Here is an 18918-nt window from a genome sequence, read left to right as displayed (position 1 = left end):
TCGACAATTCAGCAACGAGATGCGCCGCATGCCGTCGCGCAGCGCCGTGCGCTGCCGGTTCGCCTCGGCGGTTTCCTGAGACGGCATCTTAGTTTCATATCGCACAGTCTCGGTTCGCACCCTAGCCTCCGAGTCGGTGCGTAAGCCCGAGATGCGATCACATGATGCCACCGCAAGGAGAACGAGGGTTGGGGAGCCGAGAAGTTGAGGGAGAGGGCCTCCGTCCAGACGTTCAACTGCAAGGTAAATCGCATTTTCGGCAATCCGGTTGCACTCGCGCGAGTATAGAAGCGCTGCGCGTCCTCATTCCATGCGGGCGTCTGCGATTGCAGCTCGGTAACCCCGATCGCCATCGCATGGTCGCGTACAGCGTTGAGCAAGCGCGCGCCGACCCCGTGTCCACAGTGGTCGCCCTGCACGAACAGGCAGTCGAGATGGAGGAACGGCAGGCCGCTTCATGTCGCGAAATCCTGCGTGGCGGTGGCGTAGAGATCGCCGTATCTACAGTTGATTGGTGCCAACAGCTGATTGCCGCTGAAAGAAGTAATGCCCCTCGAAAATCCGGGCGACTGCGGTAAAATGTCTGCCCGTCGGCCTGGGTCGCGCCGCTCGGTCGCACAGTGGCCGATTTGATAATCAAAAGTCGACTCGATTTGCCATTTTGCAAAATACGAAACGCCTGATGAGGTGCGGTGTGGTAACGGCAAATCGGGCGGCACTCGCTCTTCGACATCGCCGCGAGATGTTTGAAGCTACGGACACTTCTGCGATGACCACTCGTTCGGTGGTAGCGGCCTTCTGACCTCGTAAAAGTAACAAAGCTCTTTGCGGGCCCGGGCGGAAGCATATACCATCCGTTCGCCGGCGGGGGTCATTCCGCACGCCTTCATGACAGCGAATGACCCTACGTTCGCCGTCTGCGCTCCGGCCTCAATGATATCAACGCAGAGGCGTTTGAAGCCAACCGTCACGATTATTGATGCGATTTCCCGCATATAGCCTTTGCCGTGGTGGGCCTCCCCCAGCCAGAAGCTCAATGAGGCAAACGCCGATTTCTGCGGATTCCGCACAATGCTTGCCCAGCCAAGCAATTCACCATCTTGTCTTGCTGTAATGGCGAATGGCAGGGCGTCTCCCCGGAGCGCCAAGTCGCGCAATTTGCTAATCAGTGTCTTAGCCATATCCACCGTAAAAGGGATCGGCCATGAGGCGAGACAGCGGCTTACGGCCGGAGTCATCAACTTCGACGTGCTCGAAGCATCATCTAGACTCACCCAACGCAATACGAGCCTGTTCGTCGACAGGGTCTCGCAAGGTTCAACTATCACGTGCACTCGCTCCTGTTATGCGGCGGGACTCGTTGCAACTTAGCCACCTTCATAAACTCCGCCCATCCAAACCGCGCCGCCGCCCATCCCAGCGCAACGATGGTGACGACCAAAAGGCTAAGCAAAATGAACCCGATCACGGAAGGGCACCACTTCGGCGCTCGAAGGCGCGGATCACTGCCACCATGTCGTCCCCAACCAAGCCCATGTCCTCCACCTCGCCGTATAGCGCGAGGCAAGCGTCCATCAGCGGCGAAGCTGCGTTAGCCTCCCGCGCGGCGTCGATGATGAGCCGGTTGTTCTTGAGTACGTCGGAGATGCCAGCATGTCGGGAGAAGTCTTGGGCCAACAGCTTGGCGCTCTTGGTCCGCGACACTTCACTGGCCATCGGTCCAGCATTCAGCACGGCGACCAATTGACCCAAATCGAGACCGTGCCGACCAGCGAAATGCGCCGCCTCGACGAGGCCGGTCACCATGGTGATGAGAAACGTATTAACCGCGAGCTTCATTGCCAGTGCGCCTGGTACAGCGCCACAAGCGAAACACTTGCTGCACATCGGCCCGACCAATTCGAGCACACTCGTCACGTCTTCGGGCATACCGGCAACCATTGCCACCAGTTGCCCTGCCTCGGCGGGCTGGCGTGAGCCAGAAACGGGCGCCTCCACGTAACGCCCCCCAACGGCTGCAATCTCCGCCGCAAGCGCTGCGGAATAGGCGGGTGGCACCGTACCCATATTTACGATCAGGTGGCCATGGACGCGCGAAGCAAAGGCTACGCCTATGCGGTCAAGGACAGCGTCGATCGCAGCACCGTCGGCAAGCATCAGCACTATGGTCTCGCATCGGGCAAAGAGCTCGTCGAGGCTGGCCGCGATTGCCGCTCCCGCTGACGCTAGGCGCGCGCACTTTGCGTTCGAGCGGTTCCACACGAGCAGTCTTACCCCGGCCTGCGCCAGATTCATCGCCATTGGCTCGCCCATGGTGCCGAGGCCAATGAAGCCGATTGTTGTAGTGGTTCGCTCTGACATCGCGAACGCTCCGAGACAGTTCTGGAAAAAGTGCTAGCAGCGCTCAACCTATTAGAATAACGTATAGTTACAAACCGAGACTTCAAGGATAATGAAGTATTGTACCCTAGCTTCGACATCGACGCGCTTCGCATGGTCGTCACCAGCATGGAAGTCGGCTCCTTCGCGCGGGCAGCCATTCAGCTCGGTCGTTCGCAGTCTGCCGTCAGCATGCAGCTAAAACGGTTGGAGGAGCAGGCCGGCCGGCCGTTGTTCGCAAGGCGCGGGCGCAACCTGGTGCCAACGGAAGCGGGCGAGGCGCTGCTGTCTTATGCGAGGAGGATTGTGGAACTGCACGACGAGGCCGCCACCGTCCTGGGGACGGAAACGAAGAGCGCTGCAATTCGACTGGGACTGCCGCAAGACTTCTTCGAGGATGTCATGCCCGAGACCATCGCGAAGTTCGCGCGTCTGCGTCCCGGAATGCATGTCGAGGTGATGGCGGGACGCAACGCCGTGTTTGAGGAGGAAGTGAAGGCCGGGCGGCTTGATTTGGCCCTAGCCTTTTTTTTACCCGGAAGTGCAAATCCAGGAGTCGAGCTGGCATGTCTGCCCTTGTCGTGGTTCGCCGGCAAGGAGCTGTCGTGGCCCGTGGGCGAGCGGCCGGATCGCCTTCCCCTCGTGCTGTATGACCATCCTTGCCTATTCCGCCAGGCGGCACTCCGCGCACTGGATCGCCAAAAGATCGCTTGGCGGCTTTCCCTCACCACACCCAGCCTGCCCGGTGTCTGGGCGGCCTTGCGGTTTGGGCAAGGGATCACCGTCCGGACCGGGCACAGAGTGCCCCAACTCATACATGATGTCGGGACAGCCCTGCGTCTTCCAAGGCTGCCGCCGATCGAGTTGCGTATGCTGACACGTCCCGTGCTCTCGCCGGCTAGCGAAGCGTTCCGGGACGTCCTGACCGAGGTCGTCCGGTCGCTTGTCGCGGGTGTCCCAGGCCAGCTGGAAGGCGGCTTATGACCGACCCGGTTGGGCAGGTGGTAGAGATCCCATGCCGCGACGGTGTGCAGCTCGGCGGCCATTTGTGGCGCATACCTGGCGGTAGCAGTGCGGTCGGCACAGTCATCGTCAATCCCGCGACCGGCGTTCTAGCGCGCTACTACCACCGCTACGCACGGTTCCTCGCCAGCCATGGCTTCGACGTGCTGACATACGACTATCGCGGGATTGGTGCTTCTCGCCCGACACGCCTGGCGCGATGCAACTATCGCTGGCGGGATTGGGGCGAGCTGGACTTCGATGCCGTCCTCCGCTTCCTCCGGCAACGTGCAACCTCAGCGCCGCTGCTCGTAGTCGGCCACAGCGTTGGAGGCTTCCTGCCAGGCTTGGCGGAAAGCGCACCGTTGGTCGATCGGATGCTTACGGTCGGCGCCCAGTATGCTTGGTGGGGCGATTACACTGCCGCGCGGCGGTTGCGGCTAGTTTTGAAGTGGCACGTTGCGATGCCTGCGCTTACGCTCCTGTGCGGCTACTTCCCCGGCCGTCGTCTTGGATGGTCAGAAGACTTGCCATCCGGCGTCGCAACCGAATGGAGCTTCCGGGGGCCACGTTTCGAGCGCAGCCATCCACGCCGCGAGCGGCGGTCGGTCTTGGCCCGCATGACGGCGGTGACGGCACCGATCCTTGCGGTCGCGGTCGCCGACGACGAACTCGGCACCGTTGCAGCAATCCGCCGTACCCTCGCTTACTACACCGGCGCCCCGCGAACGGCCGTGCTCCTCCAACCGTCAGATTACGACCGCGCGGTTATCGGGCACTTCAGCTTGTTCCACGATAGCCACGTCGCCGGCTTTTGGAAGGACAGCCTTGAATGGCTCCGGCATGGTCGCAATCCCTGGCCGATGCACGTCTTGGAACCACAACGACCACGATCAGCCACGCCACCCTGGCGTAGTGCCTAATGAGGGATACGAATGCTTAAGCTCCATAGGCTGCTGCCGAACGGTTAAGCCAGATAGGACGGCCGCTGGCGCGGCGATACGGTGCTGTTACCGGCCAGAGCGGTGCCGGCCATGTCGATACTCAGAGCAGCCGCCAAAAACATGGTCTTCATGGTGGATTTCCAGATTCCTGACCGTGATACGCTCCGTTTGGCGGTGCCAACCACCGCCTCGTTGACCAGGAACCTAGCGAAACGACCAGCGCGTTAGAGCTGAAGCTCGACGTATGTTATTCTTTCATCAGTTTGTTTAGATTATGGGGTTTAAGGGATAATTTGAGTTCGTGCGGTATTGATCGACCTAAACCTGATCGCCCAGCCTCATGCTGGAAGGTCGAGCCGCTCGCTGTTTGGACGCGGTTGGGCCCCGCGTGGCGACAGGGTAGCTCACCTTCGGTCGGCAGTGTCTCCGGCCACGATAGTCAGGACGCTAAGATGCCTGTTGCAGCTGACATAAATCGCAATAGACTCGCTCTATGGAGCGACCCAAGCGCCACAGGAACCCGAAATCGATCCATCCTGCGCCTGTCCAACTGGCGCTATTCCCAGAACACGTGTCGCTATGCCGCATTCGCCCCGAGCTTAACGAATGGCGTTACTATCGCATGGAAGTCTGGCCCGATCTTTTCGGCGGAGCGCTGCTGATGCGCCAATGGGGCCGGATTGGCACAGGCGGCTGCCAGCGGTTCGACATGCACGATGATGCCGGCGCCGCCGTGAACGCCCTGGCTGCCATCACGCGGGCCAAGACCAAGCGCGGCTATTGCCATCGCACGACCGATTAACCTTACCTAACCGAAGGTCTCGCCCGAAAGACGCCTTCCGGCAAAGACTTATGGTGTTAGATTGTCGGCTTAGATGCCTCAGGTGACCAAGATCTCTTTGGTCATATAAGGCGAGCTTCTCCTGTCCCAAGACATTTAAACCTTGTGCGCATGACAAGGAGCGGCACCGCTGATCAAATGTCACGAAATTCCGAGGTTCCATTACATTCGTCTAACTTTGATGATCCTGTAAGGGAACATTCTAAGTTAATCTCGCATCAACGTTACAGCGCGGCCCAATTCGTCTTATTGCAGTTCGCCGATTGGTCAGTATCTTTCGCACCGCACAACACAGAGGGTGAGGATCGATGCAGAGCAATATGACCGCCTATGCAAGCATCGTTGCAACAAATCGGCTTTGTGACCTGCAGGCGAGAAAAGCCACGAGAGGCTCGGTGATACACACGCATTGAGGAGGGTTATGTTGGCCCAACTCAAAACTCTTCAAATTGCGTTCAAAGCGATTGCGCGGCCAGTTGTGAAATTCGCTTCCTCTGATATCGAAGTGAATCCTGTTGATCAAACCTCTTATCAGGAAAAGTCTAAGCCTCACGACCATTTGCCAAAATAGCATCCACGCGTCAGCAAGCATAGGTATCAAATCGCTGCAATGCGCGAGACAATGTCAATTCTCGTGACAATGCACAGCGTCACGGTGTCAAACGAAAGGGCTCTGGCTCTTCGCTGATACCATCCTGTTTGGCGCCTCGCGCCACGACCATCAGGGCGGTGTCGGGCAATGGGCGCTGGAGCTTGATTGCCTCAAGCGGAAGTGCCTCCATCCACACGTCGATCTCCTCCTGGGTCGTCAGGATCACCGGCATAGCCTTAGGATGGTATTTACCGACCACGGCATTTGGCTCGGTCGTCAGAAAGGCGAAGACATCATCGGTGGTTTCACCCTCCTTCAGCTTTAGGACCAGGTCAATCGGGTCCAGATTCCAGCGAACCAAATCCGGCGGATGGCTGCCGTCCGGAAGCACCTCATTCTTCGCAAAGCTTGTAAAGGGCACGACACAGCGGCTCTCAACACCAAGCCACCGGCGTCAGTGGGTGAGGGCTATTGCGGACATTTGTCACGCCGGGGCCGGTCTTGCGGCCTTTCAGGGCGATGGCGGGGGAGGGCATGCCCCACCGCGCCATGGTCAGCTCGCGGCCGCCGGGCTGGTTTCGGACGATCGGAGCCGAATAGTCGGGGAAGATGCCGGGCAACGGCGGCAAATTGCCTGTCCCGTCGGTCATCGCCTTGTAAAGGCTCGGATCGCCTCTTGGCCTTTGGTGACTGAGTAAAGATTGCATAGCCGGGCTGCCCTCCCTTGCGACCTTAAGATGAAGAGGCCCTGGCCCCGTGTAAACGGCCCGGCATTCGACACCGGCCTTGATCGGCGGCACTCTGTCACGCCGATTGGAGCCGCGTATCGCCTTGAGCCAGAAAGACCAGACCCTGAAGCAGGCCTTGAAAGCCATATCCGACGCTGTCGCTGAGCTGAGATCTGCCGGATTCGATGAATTGACGGCCGACCTCCGTGCGGGAATGTCCAAGATCCGCCGCGAGATGAACCACCGGGAAGCAGTCAAAAATCACCCCGATCTCTTCAAATGAGCGAAACCCGTACTCGCCGAAGGTTCTTCCGAGCACCGAGCCAAGCTCGCCCGCGCCTCTCGCTACACCCAAACGGCGCTTTGGCTCGCCAAATTGAGGCGGGACAGCAATCGGGTCTTGTGACAAAAACACGCCTGAGGACGTGGGAAGAGAGCGGTTTTCCCGAATAGCGGTGGGTATGGAGATCAATCGTGCGCGGAGTCAATAAGCCAGAGCCAGATGGCATTCGCCAATGGGTCGGGCGCAATGTGAAGGCTGCGCGTGAATACGCGGGCCTAACTCAGCAAGAACTCTGCTTGGGCGCCAATCTTAGCCAGCCCTATCTGAGCCAGTGTGAATCGGCCAAATGGAATATCGGCGTCGATAATCTTTACAGGATAGCGGTGGCAACCGGCTTCACGGTCAGCAACCTTGTCGATCCGCATTTTGATCCGGCATCGGCCAGCCGCACAAACGCACGCGCTCGACGTAAGGACTGACATCGCCTCTGTCCTAATCTGCGTCTTCCTAAAAATGTGATTCCTATTCTGTTGCATTATCCTTCCCGGCTCGCGTGCTCATTTATATAACGTATGATATAGAAAAGTGCAGCGGTGAGGACAGCTTGGATGGATGGAAGCGTCGGAGCACCGGCTGGCCAAGCGCCCGATGAGTATCAGCGGCGCATGGTTGAAAAGCTCCGTCGGGAGCTTGGCCCGCAAGTCTGCAGCTTGCTCGAAAATGTAGAAGCAATATAGAGATGTCATGTGTGGACGGCACGTGTAGGTCAAGGTCTTCGCAAGATCCAACTTCGGCACGAGTGCGGTCATGTGTCCGGCCTTTGAAGTGGCGTACTAACCGCTGGCCCTGTCGGCGCTAGGTGAAGAGAAGATTGGTGTTGACATCGTATTGCCGCGCCACCAAGAAGCTGACGCCCCTGGCACTGCGGGCGCCGCTACAATCTCTCGCTTTAACGCCTCGGGCCAATGCCGATGCCGACGCTTTGGCCGCTCACGAGTGTCCATTATCTCCATCCTGGACACTTTCCACCTTCGATGCCTGAAGGCAGAACTTTCCTTCGGCCCTCATCGCTAGCGCAAGACGGCACTCACCGGAGGGAAACATGCCAATCGTGCCACATATGGGAAACGAGATTAGAGAGCGGTCTTTGCACTTCACCTATTAAATGTCCGCTTTGAACGTAGGCCGGCAATCGGACTTCTGAAGTGCGCAATCATGTTCGATAAGTTTTTAGCTTGTTGCCGAAATCCGTATGCGAAAAGCGTTCTTTTACACTACATCATCACCGCAGTAGTCACATCTTATCCTCAGCCGAAAAGCGGCGACGGTATTCACGAGGAGAAATACCGATCAAATTGACGAAAGCACGCGCGAAAGCACTCGTGTCCTGGTATCCAACAGCCCAAGCGATTTGATCAACAGAGTGCCGCGTGAATTGTAAGAGTTCTCGCGCTTTAGAAATTCGAAGCTGACGCACGTATTCGGCTGGCGTCAGACCCGTTGCGGATTTAAATCGGCGAGTAAATGTCCTAGATTCGAGATTTGCACGTGCGGCCAAGTCAGGTAGCGCTGTTTCCAGTGAATCGCCTTTCTGCAGCCACTGTTGAACTTTTAAGATTGCACTATCTCCGTGCGTCAAGCGCGGCATGAAGGAGCTATAATGACGTTGCTCGCGCCCGGCGGGGTCAACAAGAAAGAATTTTGCTGTTTCCAACATGATCGTTGGACCAAGAAACCGGTTGACAATTCGCAGTCCAAGATCGGTCCAAGCCATCAACCCTCCCGCGGTGATAAGATCACCCTCTTCTATCGTAATGCGATCCGGCGCAAGCTCGACAGTAGGAAATCGGGATCGGAACGCCTCAACATCCACCCAATGCATCGTAACGGTACGGCCTGATAGCAGCCCCGTTTCCGCTAATATGAAAGCTCCAGCGCAACTGGATGCTAACACGGTTCCCTGTCCATATTGGGTCTTGATCCAGTCAATAAATGGCAAAGCTTCCATCTGGGTTGCGGGGCCGGTCACACGTCCAGGAACCACCACTATATCGGGACGAGCTTCTTCCGGTCGCTCAACTACGAATGAAGATATGATAGATCCATCATCTCCTTTACTCCATTTTTTAACTATAAAAATTGGACCACCACGATCCTTAGAAAATCGACTGGCGACTTCCAATAGGTCAGTCATGCCATAAATCATTGCGATCTGGCAGCCGGTGTATAGAAGTAAACCGACGTTTATCACACGTTGTGATTCCTCTTGGGTTCCGATCACTCCTCTTGTCCTTTCTTGCGGCATTTTTGTCATTTTTAGCTATGTCCGATCCTGGCCCAATGACCTAGCTATCTGGCCTTGGCAAGACAGTACGACTATGTCAACAAAGGGAGATGCCGGGTGAAAGTTTCCAAGCTGGACGGTGTTTTTAATGCCTACGCGGCGCTTCCTGCCATCACACCAGTACCAGTGGTTGCGGTCGTCCAAGAAATTTTTGGTGTAAACTCTGATATCAGAACAACGTGCAATGAACTCGCCCGCGACGGCTTCATAGCGATTGCACCGGACCTCTTCTGGCGTATTGAGCCCAATGTCGATTTGGATGCTGCTGTTGCAGAGCATTGAGAAAAAGGTTTCAAAGTCTACCAAACCTTCGATCTTGAGGCAGGGTCTGCGGACATAGCAGCGACTGTGGCTGCGGCGCGGGCGCTCGACCAATCTCCCCTGTAAAGTCGGTGTCATGGGATTTTGCTTGGGTGGCCTGTTGACGTTTTTGTCTGCAGTGCGCGTTCCAGTTGATGCGGCTGTTGCTTACTATGGCGGCTGCATAGATCAACATCTTATTGAAGCTCCTAAAATTTCTTTACCTCTCATGCTTCATCTCGGTGAAGACGATGAATACATACCCCATGCCGCGCAGCAGAAAATCGAGAAAGCTCGAAGGTAAACCGTTATCTGTCATCTATAGTTATCCGGGTTGTGCCCACGCTTTCGCTCGCCACAATGATGTGCATTACGATTTCACTGCCGCGATCAATGCTCGTCAGAGGTCTGTCGCTTTCCTATGACTTTATCTGGAGCTTGATGCGGTAGTCAGCAGTTAAAAACGTACCGTGAATAATGCTGGTCTAAAATGAGAAGCACCAGTCACCGAAAAATCTAACCGATGTACTTGTCGAGGATAGTAATTAGCACCCTGGAGCTTTTGACTCGCTCCTTTGCGTTGGCGTCTGGAATTTGCATGCAGGAAAGAGTGTCGATGCATCAACATTACCTAGGGATGATGGAGGGCTCTGTGGGCCTCTATGATTGTGTCACGGACGGCCTCCAGGACCGTAGATGCCAATGCAGGGTCGGTTTTCACGACCGCACGGGAGACGGCAATAGCTCCAATTTGAGCCGCGACAGATGCGATCGCCAATATTGCCCGCCTCGAAGGCTCGACGGCCGGATCAAGAGCGAGCTCGACCATGCGTGTCTCTTCTTTGAAGGAGCGAGCAAAACTAGCACTGACGGCTTCACCCTGCCTTCCCGCATCACTCGCGGACGCCGTCATAGGGCAACCAGTCGCGAGCTTATCCCGCATCCCTTCCGAGAAAAGCACTCGCACATATTCTTCGAACGTCGGCTCCCGTTCACCCTTCCACGCTGCCATCGCTGCCATATTAGCCGCGAACCCAATATTGAAGGCCTCTGCTGCGAGGGCGTCTTTAGACGAGAAATGGGCGTAAAGCGCTCCATGCGTCAGCCCCGCCTCTTTTGCGACTTCCGCGACGCCAACACCGCCGATGCCCTTTTCGCGAAACAGGCGGCTAGCGGCATCGAGGAGCGCACCTCGATTTTCCGCTGCTTTCTCTTTAGAAACTCTCATTTTTTGCTCCAACGCATCATCACGAATATTTTTAATTGCAATCGCCACTAAAGTCAATAAATTATGGTCGCAATCAATAAGGGCGACTGGAAACAATGATGAGCGATCTGCTGGAATTGGCGCTTAACGCCCACGGTGGGCTGGAGCGTTGGCAAGCCGTGACATCCCTTCACGCAAGGGTATCTCTGACGGGACCGTTTTATCGCCTTAAGGGTCAACCAGACGGGATAAAGGCCCTCCTGCGTATCAACACACGCACGCCGTCTGTCGCGATCACGCCATTTCAAGGCGCCGGCAATGTCGGAGAATTTCGCCCCGACGGCGTTTGGATCACGGGCAATGATGGAAGTGTCATCGAGGAGCGTGTCAATCCAAGAGATAGTTTTGCGGGCCATGTGCTGGCCACCATTTGGGATCCGTTGCAGCTCCTGTACTTCAATGCCTATGCGACGTGGAACTATCTCTGTACGCCGTTCTTGTTCACATATCCGGGTTTTGAGCTAAACGAACTGTCTCCGCATCAAGAGAGCAATGCTATCTGGCGGCGGTTACATGTCAAATTTCCACAAGAAATCCCGACGCATTGCCCGGAACAGATCTTCTATTTTGATAATCGTGGCCTCCTACAGCGTATCGACTATGTGACGGAAGTCGCCGGCGGCGTCGCAACTCACTACTGTTATGACCATACAAACTTCGGCGGTTTGCTTTTTCCAACTTTGAGACGTGTTGTTCGCCGTACTGCAGAAGGTGCCAGTCCAGCGCAGCCAACGATGATTTTGATCCAAATAGGTAGTGTCATCGTCGAATAACGCGCCAAATAATCTTAGGCGCCAACTATCTTCCAATTCTATGCCGAATCATTCTCAAATCTAAAAGAGGAAAACTATGTCAAAATTTCATACTCTGATGGCTTCGGCCGCCCTTCTTGGCGCGGTGGGGTTCGCCGATGTCAGTCAGGCGGCCCCTATCCACAACGTCGTGCTGGTGCATGGCGCCTTTGCCGACGGTTCCGGCTGGAAGCCCGTGTATGACCGCCTGACTATCAAAGGTTATCATGTGGCTGTTGTGCAAGAGCCTGAGACGAGCCTTGCCGCCGATATCGCCGCCACCCGGCGAGTGATCGACATGCAGGATGGCCCGGTTGTGCTCGTTGGTCATAGCTGGGGTGGGCAGGTGATTACCGGCGCAGGCGTCGACCCAAAAGTAAAGTCGCTGGTCTATCTGGCCGCGCTTATGCCAAAGCCAGGCGAAAGTACCGCAACGCTTGAGACCATGAAGCAGTTTCCGCCACCAAATAACGACGTCAAAAAAACCGCGGACGGTGCGTATTTTTACCTGGATCCGGACAAATATCGGGCCGATTTTGCGGCGGACTCACCCGCAAATGTCGCCGATTTTATGGCGGATTCACAAGTGTTTCTGGCGGTTCAGGCCTTCACGGCCCCGGTCAAGGCGGCTGCGTGGCAGACCAAGCCTAGCTGGGCAGTCCTACCCGAAGCGGACCACACCATCAGTCCCGACCTGCAACGTTGGATGTATAAACGTGCCGGCGCGAAAGTGACTGAAGTCCCCGGCTCCAGCCATACGGTCTTTCTTTCTCACCCCGATCTTGTGGTTTCGGTCATCGAGCAGGCTGCTGCGGCCCCATAAGGTTGCTCGTCGCGGTATCATAACATAAGGCGACGGTTTTGATACTCCGCCTTAATCAGCAAGGGATTGGGCATGACTACACAGAAGCATGCGCGTGTTCTTTATAAGAACGGTATTATCGCCTCAATGGACGAGGACATCGGCAACCTTCCGGTTGGGGATGTTCTTGTCGAAGACGATCATATTGTTTCCATCGGCCCCGAGTTTGTTGGTTTTCATTGAGAGCATCCCCTATTCATCCTTCCCGGGTCAGCTCTCGGTTCTTTCGCATAAAGCGTGCAAGAAATCCCATCGAATCGAAGCTACATATTGTTCTGTATAAGCTTTCGGGGCTGATCGCGGGTGCTTCAGTGCGAAGCACTTAAGGCGGACCTTTGGAACAGAAATCCTGTTGCAGCATATGAAAAAGTTAAAAATCAGGGCTCGCAACCTGCACGCTTAATGTGGAACAGCCCAGCTCTCAGTGAAAATCAACACATAAACCGTTTAGTATATATCCGCGTGAATTGTGGCGACCCTGCACGGTGACCAAGCGATATCCGATCCTTTCATTCTAAATGATATCCTCGGGCCGGGTCCGGCGGCCGCGACGAGCGAAATAGTCCATACTATCGAAGATGCCCCAGTGGACGAGGTGGCGTCAGTCTAATCGCCGCCATCTCCTCGTTCGCTCAGTCACATTTTTGCGATGGCGACAAAATTGCCAGCCATGTCCGCGTACAATCAAACAATAACGAATATATTTTGCCGATCCACGAAATTATTATAAAGCTGAGTGGCAAAACATAAAATAATTATTTTCCAACACACTAGGGTCCTTCAGAAGTTCTGTTATTAAGGCTAAGTTTTTTAAAACATCTGTTGCTGAAAGTACCGGCGCTGCAAAGCTAAAATGCCTAACCAAATATCTGTCTTGCGTTAAGTTAGTTAGCATCCTAATTAACGTATGTTCATTTTTTGGAAGGTCGTATTATGACTTGGAACAAGCCCCGCATTGTCGAAGTCTCGCTCGGCGCTGAAATCAACAGCTACGTTTGCGCGACTAAGAAGTAATATATCGGCTCCCGTCTGGGAGCCGATTTTTTTTCCATGATATTCATCACCGTCCTTGGGGCGGCGGCCGGTGGCGGATTCCCGCAGTGGAATTCTAATGCCGTTCGCTGCGGTCGTGCGCGCAATGCCGATCCGCTTTGCCCTCCGCAAAGTCAAACGAGTTTGGCGATCAGTGCTGATCAGCGGCATTGGTTTTTGCTGAATGCGTCACCGGATTTGCGGCAGCAGATTTTGTCCACGCCAGTCCTGCATCCGCGGGAAGGCCTGCGCTCATCGCCAATTGCCGGTGTCGTTCTGACAGCGGCCGAAGTCGATACGATCACCGGCCTTCTTTGCCTGCGCGAACGCCATGAGCTTGATCTTTATGCGGCGCCGCCTGTGCTGGATGTTTTGGCAGAAAATCCAATATTTAATGCTCTGTCATCGGAATTTGTGACGCGCCATACGATTGCAACGACAGTGCCATCTTCGCTTCGCCTTCCTGATGGGCAGGATAGCGGTTTGACGGCAACCCTGTTTCCTGTACCGGGCAAGGTCCCGCTCTTTCTCGAAACGGCAGGGCAGGACGTGCAATCCGATGAAGACGTCATGGGGCTGGATATCAGCGACGGCGCGAAGCGCATGGTTTTCATTCCCGGCTGCGCTCATCTGACGGAGGCTGTCCGGTCACGCATTGCGGATGCCGATCTTGTCTTCTTTGATGGAACGCTCTGGGAAGATGACGAGATGATCAGGGCTGGCCTAGGGCCAAAGACGGGCCGCCGCATGGGCCATATGCCTGTCAGCGGCGAGGGCAGCACAATTGATGCCTTTGCCGATATATCAGTCGGCCGCAAGATCCTTATTCATATCAATAATTCCAATCCCATTCTCGATCGCGCCTCGCCGGAACATGCAATGGTTATCGCAGCCGGCTGGGATGTCGCCTTCGACGGCATGACGGTGCAGCTATGACGCTTCTTTCTTCTGACGCATTGGAAGCTGCGCTCCGTGCCATCGGCGCGGAACGCTACCATAATCTGCATCCCTTTCACCGGCTGCTGCATGACGGCAAGCTTACCCAGGCGCAGGTGCAGGCCTGGGCACTCAATCGCTATTACTATCAGAGCCGCATTCCCGCGAAGGACGCCAGCCTGATGGCGCGACTGCCGACTGCGGACCTGCGCCGCGAATGGCGGAGCCGCATTGTCGACCATGACGGCGACGCGCCCGGCCAGGGCGGCATCGCGCGCTGGCTGAAACTGGCAGAAGGCGTCGGCCTGGACGCAGATTATGTTGAGTCCGCCAGCGGCATTCTTCCAGGCACGCGTTTCGCGGTCGATGCCTATGTCCGCTTCGTGCAGGAGCGGCCGCTACTGGAGGCGATTGCGTCGTCGCTGACCGAGATGTTTTCGCCGACCATCATCAGCGAGCGCGTCGCCGGCATGCTGCAGCATTATGATTTCGTGAATGAGGGCACGCTCGCCTATTTCACCCCGCGCCTGTCGCAGGCGCCGAAAGACGTGGCCTTCGCGCTGGACTATGTGAAAAGCCACGCGACGGATACTGAAAAACAGGAAGCCGTGCTCGCAGCGCTCCGCTTTAAATGCGACGTTCTATGGTCGCAGCTGGATGCGCTTTATTTTGCTTATCTAGCGCCGGGCTTCGTGCCCCCGGGCTGTTTCCAGCCGGCGGCAGTCTGAGGGCAGCATGACCATCGCCTCAGACAGCATCCCGGCTTTTCCTCGCGGCATCAAATGCCGCTTCGATGCCGCCCGCTCTGTCTGGGTCCTGCTGACCCCGGAACGCGCCATGATGCCGGATGAAAGCGCGCAGGCGGTGCTGTCCGCCATCGATGGAACGCGGACTGTCAGTGGCATCGTGGCTGATCTGGCGGTACGTTTCCAGGCGCCTTCGGAGGTCATCCTGGCCGATGTTCTGGAACTGCTGACCGATCTCGCAGACCGTGGCATTGTCATCGACCGGAGAGCGGTGCCATGAGCGCGATCCCGCTGCCCATGGCGCTGGTGGCCGAGGTCACGCATCGCTGCCCGCTACGCTGCCCGTATTGCTCAAATCCATTGGAAATGGCGCGGGCTGCGCAGGAAGTATCGACTGAAGATTGGTCTCGCGTCTTCGCGGAAGCGGCAGCCTTGGGTGTGCTGCATCTGCATCTGTCGGGCGGTGAACCGATGCTGCGGACCGATCTGCCGGATCTCATCCGTGCGGCATCAACCGCCGGCCTCTATGTCAATCTCATCACCTCCGGCGTTACGATGGATGCGGCGAAGCTTGGCATTCTCGTCGATGCCGGGCTCGATCATGTGCAGCTTTCTTTTCAGCATGCCGACGCGGCGGAAGCCGAGCGGATCGGCGGGATGAAGGGCGCCCAGGCGCGCAAGCTGGACGCAGCGCGTCTGATCAAGGCAGCTGGCCTGCCGCTGACCTGCAACTTCGTCATCCATCGCCAGAACCTGCACGATGTGCCGGCCATGATGGCACTGGCATCCGACCTCGGCGCGCAGCGGGTCGAAATCGCCCATACGCAATATTATGGCTGGGGCCTGATCAATCGCAATGCCCTTCTGCCGGATGCGACTGAATTGATGGCGGCGACCGCGGCGGTCGAAGCGGGGAGGGTGCTTTATGCCGGTTGCATGGCAATCGACTATGTCACCCCCGACTATCACGGCGATCAGCCTAAATCCTGTATGGATGGCTGGGCCCGCCGCTTCATCGTCATCTCGCCCACCGGGCAGGCGCTGTCCTGCCACGCGGCCGAGACTATCACCAGCATCACCTTTCCCAATATCCGCGAGACATCACTTGCCGATATCTGGCTGCGGGATCCAGCCTTTCAGCGCTTCCGCGGCACCGACTGGATGCCCGAACCCTGTCAAGGTTGCGCCCTCAAGGAACAGGACTGGGGCGGCTGCCGCTGCCAGGCGCTGGCCCTCTTGGGTGACGCCGCCGCAACCGATCCCGTTTGTGCCCGATCTCCGCATCATCATGCCCTGCAAGGGCTGATCGCGGCCCGCCCCTCCGTCGCGCCGGACTTTGTCTACCGGCAGAACGCGAAACCAACCTCTCCCTGAATAAGAGTCAAATAATGACAGCCCCTGTGTCGACGCGACCACCGATAATACTCATCATCACCAGCCTCGTATTTGCCTTGATCGGACTTTACTTCGGTATCGGCGGTATCTGGCTGGCGGCCCTCGGCGGCTCGCTTTATTACGTCATCACCGGCATCGCCATCCTGGTCACGGCCGTCCTGGTCTGGCGCTGCCGCGCTGCCGCCTTCTGGCTCTATGCGGCTATCCTTATCGGCACGCTGATCTGGGCGATCGGCGAAGTGGGCTTCGATTTCTGGAAGCTCGCCCCGCGCGGCGATGTCATTGCACCGCTCGGCGTCTGGCTGCTGCTGCCTTTCGTCGGCAACAAGATCATTGGCAAGAGCGGCAAATACGCGCTTGGCGCGACGGTCGTGTTGGCAGTCATCACCCTCGGCATCGCGATGCCGCAGGACGTGCAGGCAATCCACGGTGATGTCGCCTTCGACGCCAAGCAGCCGCAGGGTAACGTCGCCGGGGCTGATTGGACCTCCTATGGCGGCACCAATGCGGGCGATCGCTTTTCGAGCCTTAACCAGATCACGCCCGCCAATGTCGGCAAGCTGAAGCTCGCCTGGCAGTTTGAGACCGGCGATATCGCTGGCCCTAATGATTCCGGTCAGACGACCTACGAAGTGACGCCACTGAAAGTCGGCGATACGGTCTATGCCTGCACGCCGCATGACCTGGTCTTCGCGATCGATGCAGCCACGGGCAAGAAGAAGTGGGAGTTCGATCCGCATGTCGTGGACAACCGCACCTTCCAGCATCTGACTTGCCGTGGCGTCGGCTATCATGAGACGCAGCCCGGTGCGACGACGCTGGACGGCAAGCCCGCTCCGCACGATTGCCAGCGCCGCATCTTCCTGCCGACCGCAACCGGCCTGATGTACGCGATCAATGCCGATGACGGACAGCTGTGCGAGAACTGGGGCGACCATGGTGTGGTCGACCTGAAATACGGCAGCCCCTACGAGACCGCCGGCTTCTACTCCGCGACCTCACCGCCGGCCGTCGGCAGCCAGGTTCTGGTCATGGGCGGTGCCGTCATCGACAACTGGTCGAAGCATGTGCCGTCAGGCGCGATCCGCGCCTATGACGTCTATTCCGGCAAACTGGTCTGGGTTTTCGACGCCGGTAACCACGACCCGAACGAAATGCCTTCCGCCACGCATCAGCTGTCGGCCGGCTCCCCCAATTCCTGGATGCCCGGCGTCATCGATGAAAAACTAGGCATGGTCTACCTGCCGCTCGGTTCGACGGCCGACGATATCTGGGGCGGCGATCGCACGCCGGATCAGCAGCGCTACGGTGCGTCTGTGGTGGCGCTTGATATCAAGACCGGCAAGCTGGTCTGGTCTTATCAGACGGTGCATCACGATCTTTGGGACATGGATATGCCGTCCCAGTTCAGCCTTGCCGACGTCCAGACCAAGGACGGTGTGGTTCCGGCGCTCTATGCACCGGCCAAGACCGGCAATATCTTCGTGCTGGATCGCCGCAGCGGCCATCTGATCGTGCCGGCTCCTGAAACGCCGGTTCCGCAGAGCGCGGCGCCTGGCGATCATACCTCGCCGACGCAGCCTTATTCGGAACTCTCCTTCCGTCCGCGCAGGAAGCTGACGGGCGCCGACATGTGGGGCGCCACGACCTTCGACCAGCTGGCCTGCCGCATCATGTTCCACAGCATGAACTATGAAGGTCCGTTCACGCCGCCGTCTCTGAAGGGTTCGCTTATTTTCCCTGGTGACTACGGCACCTTTGAATGGGGTGGCATTTCGGTGGACCAGGCCGATCAGATCGCCATCGCCAACCCGCAATACATTCCTTTCGTGTCGCACCTGATTCCGCGCGGCCCGAAGAACCCGGCGGCGCCCACGGCCAGCCTCCCTGCGGGCACTGAAACCGGTGTGCAGCCGATGTTCGGCGCGCGTTTCGGCGTCAACCTGCATCCCTTCCTGTCGCCGGTCGGTATTCCCTGCCTGGCGCCGTCCTGGGGCAATCTGGCGGCCTTCGACCTGCGCACGAACAAGGTTATCTGGGAGCATCGCGTCGGCAGCATTCAGGATGAGACGCCGATCCCGCTGCCCTTTAACCTCGGCACGCCGATGCTAGGTGGGCCTCTGGCGACCGCCGGTGGCGTGAGCTTCGTGACTTCGACGCTCGACTATTACATTCGCGCTTTCAATACCAAGAACGGTGATCTGCTTTGGACCGACCGTCTGCCCGCGGGCGGCCAGTCCACGCCTATGACCTATTCCGAGAAGGGCAAGCAATACATCCTGACGGTTGATGGCGGCGATACCGACGTAAACACCAAGCTGGGTGACTATATTCGCGCCTACGCGCTGCCCGACGGCAGCTAAGCAGGGTGCTCAGGGTCAGGGCCGCGAAAGCCTTGAATCGCGACATGCAAAACGCCAGCCGGTTCGACCGGCTGGCGTTTTTTGATAGGGGCCAGTGTTGCATTGTATCAAAC

20 protein-coding genes and 1 pseudogene are annotated in these 18918 nt (G+C 57.3%); 14 read left to right on the top strand and 7 right to left on the bottom strand.

Annotated features, from left to right (window positions below):
- Positions 1-8: 8 nt before the first annotated feature.
- From ASILVAE211_RS26555 to ASILVAE211_RS21900, 3 genes are all read right to left on the bottom strand, one after another.
- Positions 9-449 carry a GNAT family N-acetyltransferase gene (locus ASILVAE211_RS26555; RefSeq protein WP_406566088.1) on the bottom strand — a complete coding sequence of 147 codons (441 nt, stop codon included), beginning with the start codon at positions 447-449 and terminating at the stop codon, positions 9-11.
- A 303-nt stretch (positions 450-752) separates the two neighbouring features.
- Positions 753-1328, bottom strand: a complete 576-nt coding sequence (locus tag ASILVAE211_RS21905) for a GNAT family N-acetyltransferase (protein WP_227323494.1) — start codon at positions 1326-1328, stop codon at positions 753-755.
- Between the two features lie 136 nt (positions 1329-1464).
- A complete protein-coding gene (locus ASILVAE211_RS21900; protein WP_227323493.1) occupies positions 1465-2361 on the bottom strand; it encodes an NAD(P)-dependent oxidoreductase in 897 nt (298 codons plus the stop codon).
- A gap of 99 nt (positions 2362-2460) precedes the next feature.
- Between ASILVAE211_RS21900 and ASILVAE211_RS21895 the strand changes: the two genes are divergently transcribed.
- The 3 genes from ASILVAE211_RS21895 to ASILVAE211_RS21885 all read left to right on the top strand — a co-directional run bounded on the left by ASILVAE211_RS21895 (position 2461) and on the right by ASILVAE211_RS21885 (position 5127).
- Entirely contained in the window at positions 2461-3363 is a 903-nt protein-coding gene (locus ASILVAE211_RS21895; RefSeq protein WP_227323492.1) for a LysR family transcriptional regulator, read from the top strand.
- Positions 3360-4304, top strand: coding sequence for an alpha/beta hydrolase family protein (locus tag ASILVAE211_RS21890; protein ID WP_227323491.1), 945 nt, complete (start codon positions 3360-3362; stop codon positions 4302-4304). The genes ASILVAE211_RS21895 and ASILVAE211_RS21890 overlap by 4 nt, the downstream gene beginning before the upstream one ends.
- A 514-nt stretch (positions 4305-4818) precedes the next feature.
- Positions 4819-5127, top strand: a complete 309-nt coding sequence (locus ASILVAE211_RS21885) for a WGR domain-containing protein (RefSeq protein ID WP_227323490.1) — start codon at positions 4819-4821, stop codon at positions 5125-5127.
- 689 nt (positions 5128-5816) lie between these two features.
- On the opposite strand, the pseudogene ASILVAE211_RS21880 reads toward ASILVAE211_RS21885, so the two are convergent.
- Together ASILVAE211_RS21880 and ASILVAE211_RS21875 are read right to left on the bottom strand one after the other, a co-directional pair.
- Positions 5817-6497, bottom strand: a pseudogene (locus ASILVAE211_RS21880) (SOS response-associated peptidase family protein).
- A gap of 65 nt (positions 6498-6562) precedes the next feature.
- Complete coding sequence (locus ASILVAE211_RS21875; RefSeq protein ID WP_227323489.1) at positions 6563-6895, bottom strand: hypothetical protein; 333 nt, start codon at positions 6893-6895, stop codon at positions 6563-6565.
- Between the two features lie 65 nt (positions 6896-6960).
- Here ASILVAE211_RS21875 and ASILVAE211_RS21870 point away from each other — a divergent pair, with 65 nt between their 5' ends.
- Complete coding sequence (locus tag ASILVAE211_RS21870; protein WP_227323488.1) at positions 6961-7248, top strand: helix-turn-helix domain-containing protein; 288 nt, start codon at positions 6961-6963, stop codon at positions 7246-7248.
- A gap of 815 nt (positions 7249-8063) precedes the next feature.
- On the opposite strand, the gene ASILVAE211_RS21865 is transcribed toward ASILVAE211_RS21870, so the two are convergent.
- Positions 8064-9050, bottom strand: coding sequence for a GlxA family transcriptional regulator (locus ASILVAE211_RS21865; RefSeq protein WP_227323487.1), 987 nt, complete (start codon positions 9048-9050; stop codon positions 8064-8066).
- Between the two features lie 120 nt (positions 9051-9170).
- On the opposite strand from ASILVAE211_RS21865, the gene ASILVAE211_RS26160 reads away from it, so the two are divergent.
- Positions 9171-9395 (top strand): dienelactone hydrolase family protein, encoded by a 225-nt coding sequence (locus ASILVAE211_RS26160; RefSeq protein ID WP_319799621.1) that lies wholly within the window; start codon positions 9171-9173, stop codon positions 9393-9395.
- Between the two features lie 64 nt (positions 9396-9459).
- Positions 9460-9717, top strand: a complete 258-nt coding sequence (locus ASILVAE211_RS26155) for a dienelactone hydrolase family protein (RefSeq protein ID WP_319799622.1) — start codon at positions 9460-9462, stop codon at positions 9715-9717.
- A 327-nt stretch (positions 9718-10044) separates the two neighbouring features.
- Here the strand turns inward: ASILVAE211_RS26155 and ASILVAE211_RS21855 are convergent, their stop codons facing one another.
- Entirely contained in the window at positions 10045-10737 is a 693-nt protein-coding gene (locus ASILVAE211_RS21855; RefSeq protein WP_227323486.1) for a TetR/AcrR family transcriptional regulator, read from the bottom strand.
- 2 nt (positions 10738-10739) lie between these two features.
- On the opposite strand from ASILVAE211_RS21855, the gene ASILVAE211_RS21850 reads away from it, so the two are divergent.
- The 8 genes from ASILVAE211_RS21850 (at position 10740) to ASILVAE211_RS21810 (ending at position 18805) form a co-directional block, all read left to right on the top strand.
- On the top strand, positions 10740-11453 hold the full coding sequence (locus tag ASILVAE211_RS21850; RefSeq protein WP_227323485.1) for a hypothetical protein: 714 nt from the start codon (positions 10740-10742) through the stop codon (positions 11451-11453).
- Positions 11454-11529: 76 nt separating this feature from the next.
- Positions 11530-12294, top strand: a complete 765-nt coding sequence (locus ASILVAE211_RS21845) for an alpha/beta fold hydrolase (RefSeq protein ID WP_227323484.1) — start codon at positions 11530-11532, stop codon at positions 12292-12294.
- 72 nt (positions 12295-12366) lie between these two features.
- Positions 12367-12516 (top strand): hypothetical protein, encoded by a 150-nt coding sequence (locus ASILVAE211_RS21840; protein WP_227323483.1) that lies wholly within the window; start codon positions 12367-12369, stop codon positions 12514-12516.
- An 867-nt stretch (positions 12517-13383) separates the two neighbouring features.
- On the top strand, positions 13384-14301 hold the full coding sequence (pqqB, locus tag ASILVAE211_RS21830) for a pyrroloquinoline quinone biosynthesis protein PqqB (RefSeq protein ID WP_227323482.1): 918 nt from the start codon (positions 13384-13386) through the stop codon (positions 14299-14301).
- Positions 14298-15029 carry a pyrroloquinoline-quinone synthase PqqC gene (gene pqqC, locus ASILVAE211_RS21825; RefSeq protein WP_227323481.1) on the top strand — a complete coding sequence of 244 codons (732 nt, stop codon included), beginning with the start codon at positions 14298-14300 and terminating at the stop codon, positions 15027-15029. Before pqqB ends, pqqC begins: the two co-directional genes overlap by 4 nt.
- Before the next feature lie 7 nt (positions 15030-15036).
- The gene (gene pqqD, locus ASILVAE211_RS21820; RefSeq protein WP_227323480.1) at positions 15037-15327 is read left to right on the top strand and encodes a pyrroloquinoline quinone biosynthesis peptide chaperone PqqD; all 291 of its coding nucleotides are present in this window, start codon (positions 15037-15039) and stop codon (positions 15325-15327) included.
- The gene (gene pqqE / locus ASILVAE211_RS21815; protein ID WP_227323479.1) at positions 15324-16421 is read left to right on the top strand and encodes a pyrroloquinoline quinone biosynthesis protein PqqE; all 1098 of its coding nucleotides are present in this window, start codon (positions 15324-15326) and stop codon (positions 16419-16421) included. Before pqqD ends, pqqE begins: the two co-directional genes overlap by 4 nt.
- 14 nt (positions 16422-16435) lie before the next feature.
- Positions 16436-18805, top strand: coding sequence for a membrane-bound PQQ-dependent dehydrogenase, glucose/quinate/shikimate family (locus ASILVAE211_RS21810; RefSeq protein WP_227323478.1), 2370 nt, complete (start codon positions 16436-16438; stop codon positions 18803-18805).
- Positions 18806-18918 lie beyond the last annotated feature (113 nt).

Origin of the sequence: Acidisoma silvae, from assembly GCF_020618775.1 — a bacterium.
Lineage (GTDB): Bacteria > Pseudomonadota > Alphaproteobacteria > Acetobacterales > Acetobacteraceae > Acidisoma > Acidisoma silvae.
Note: the sequence above shows the minus strand (reverse complement) of the source record. Positions and strands in the feature narration are given on the sequence as shown.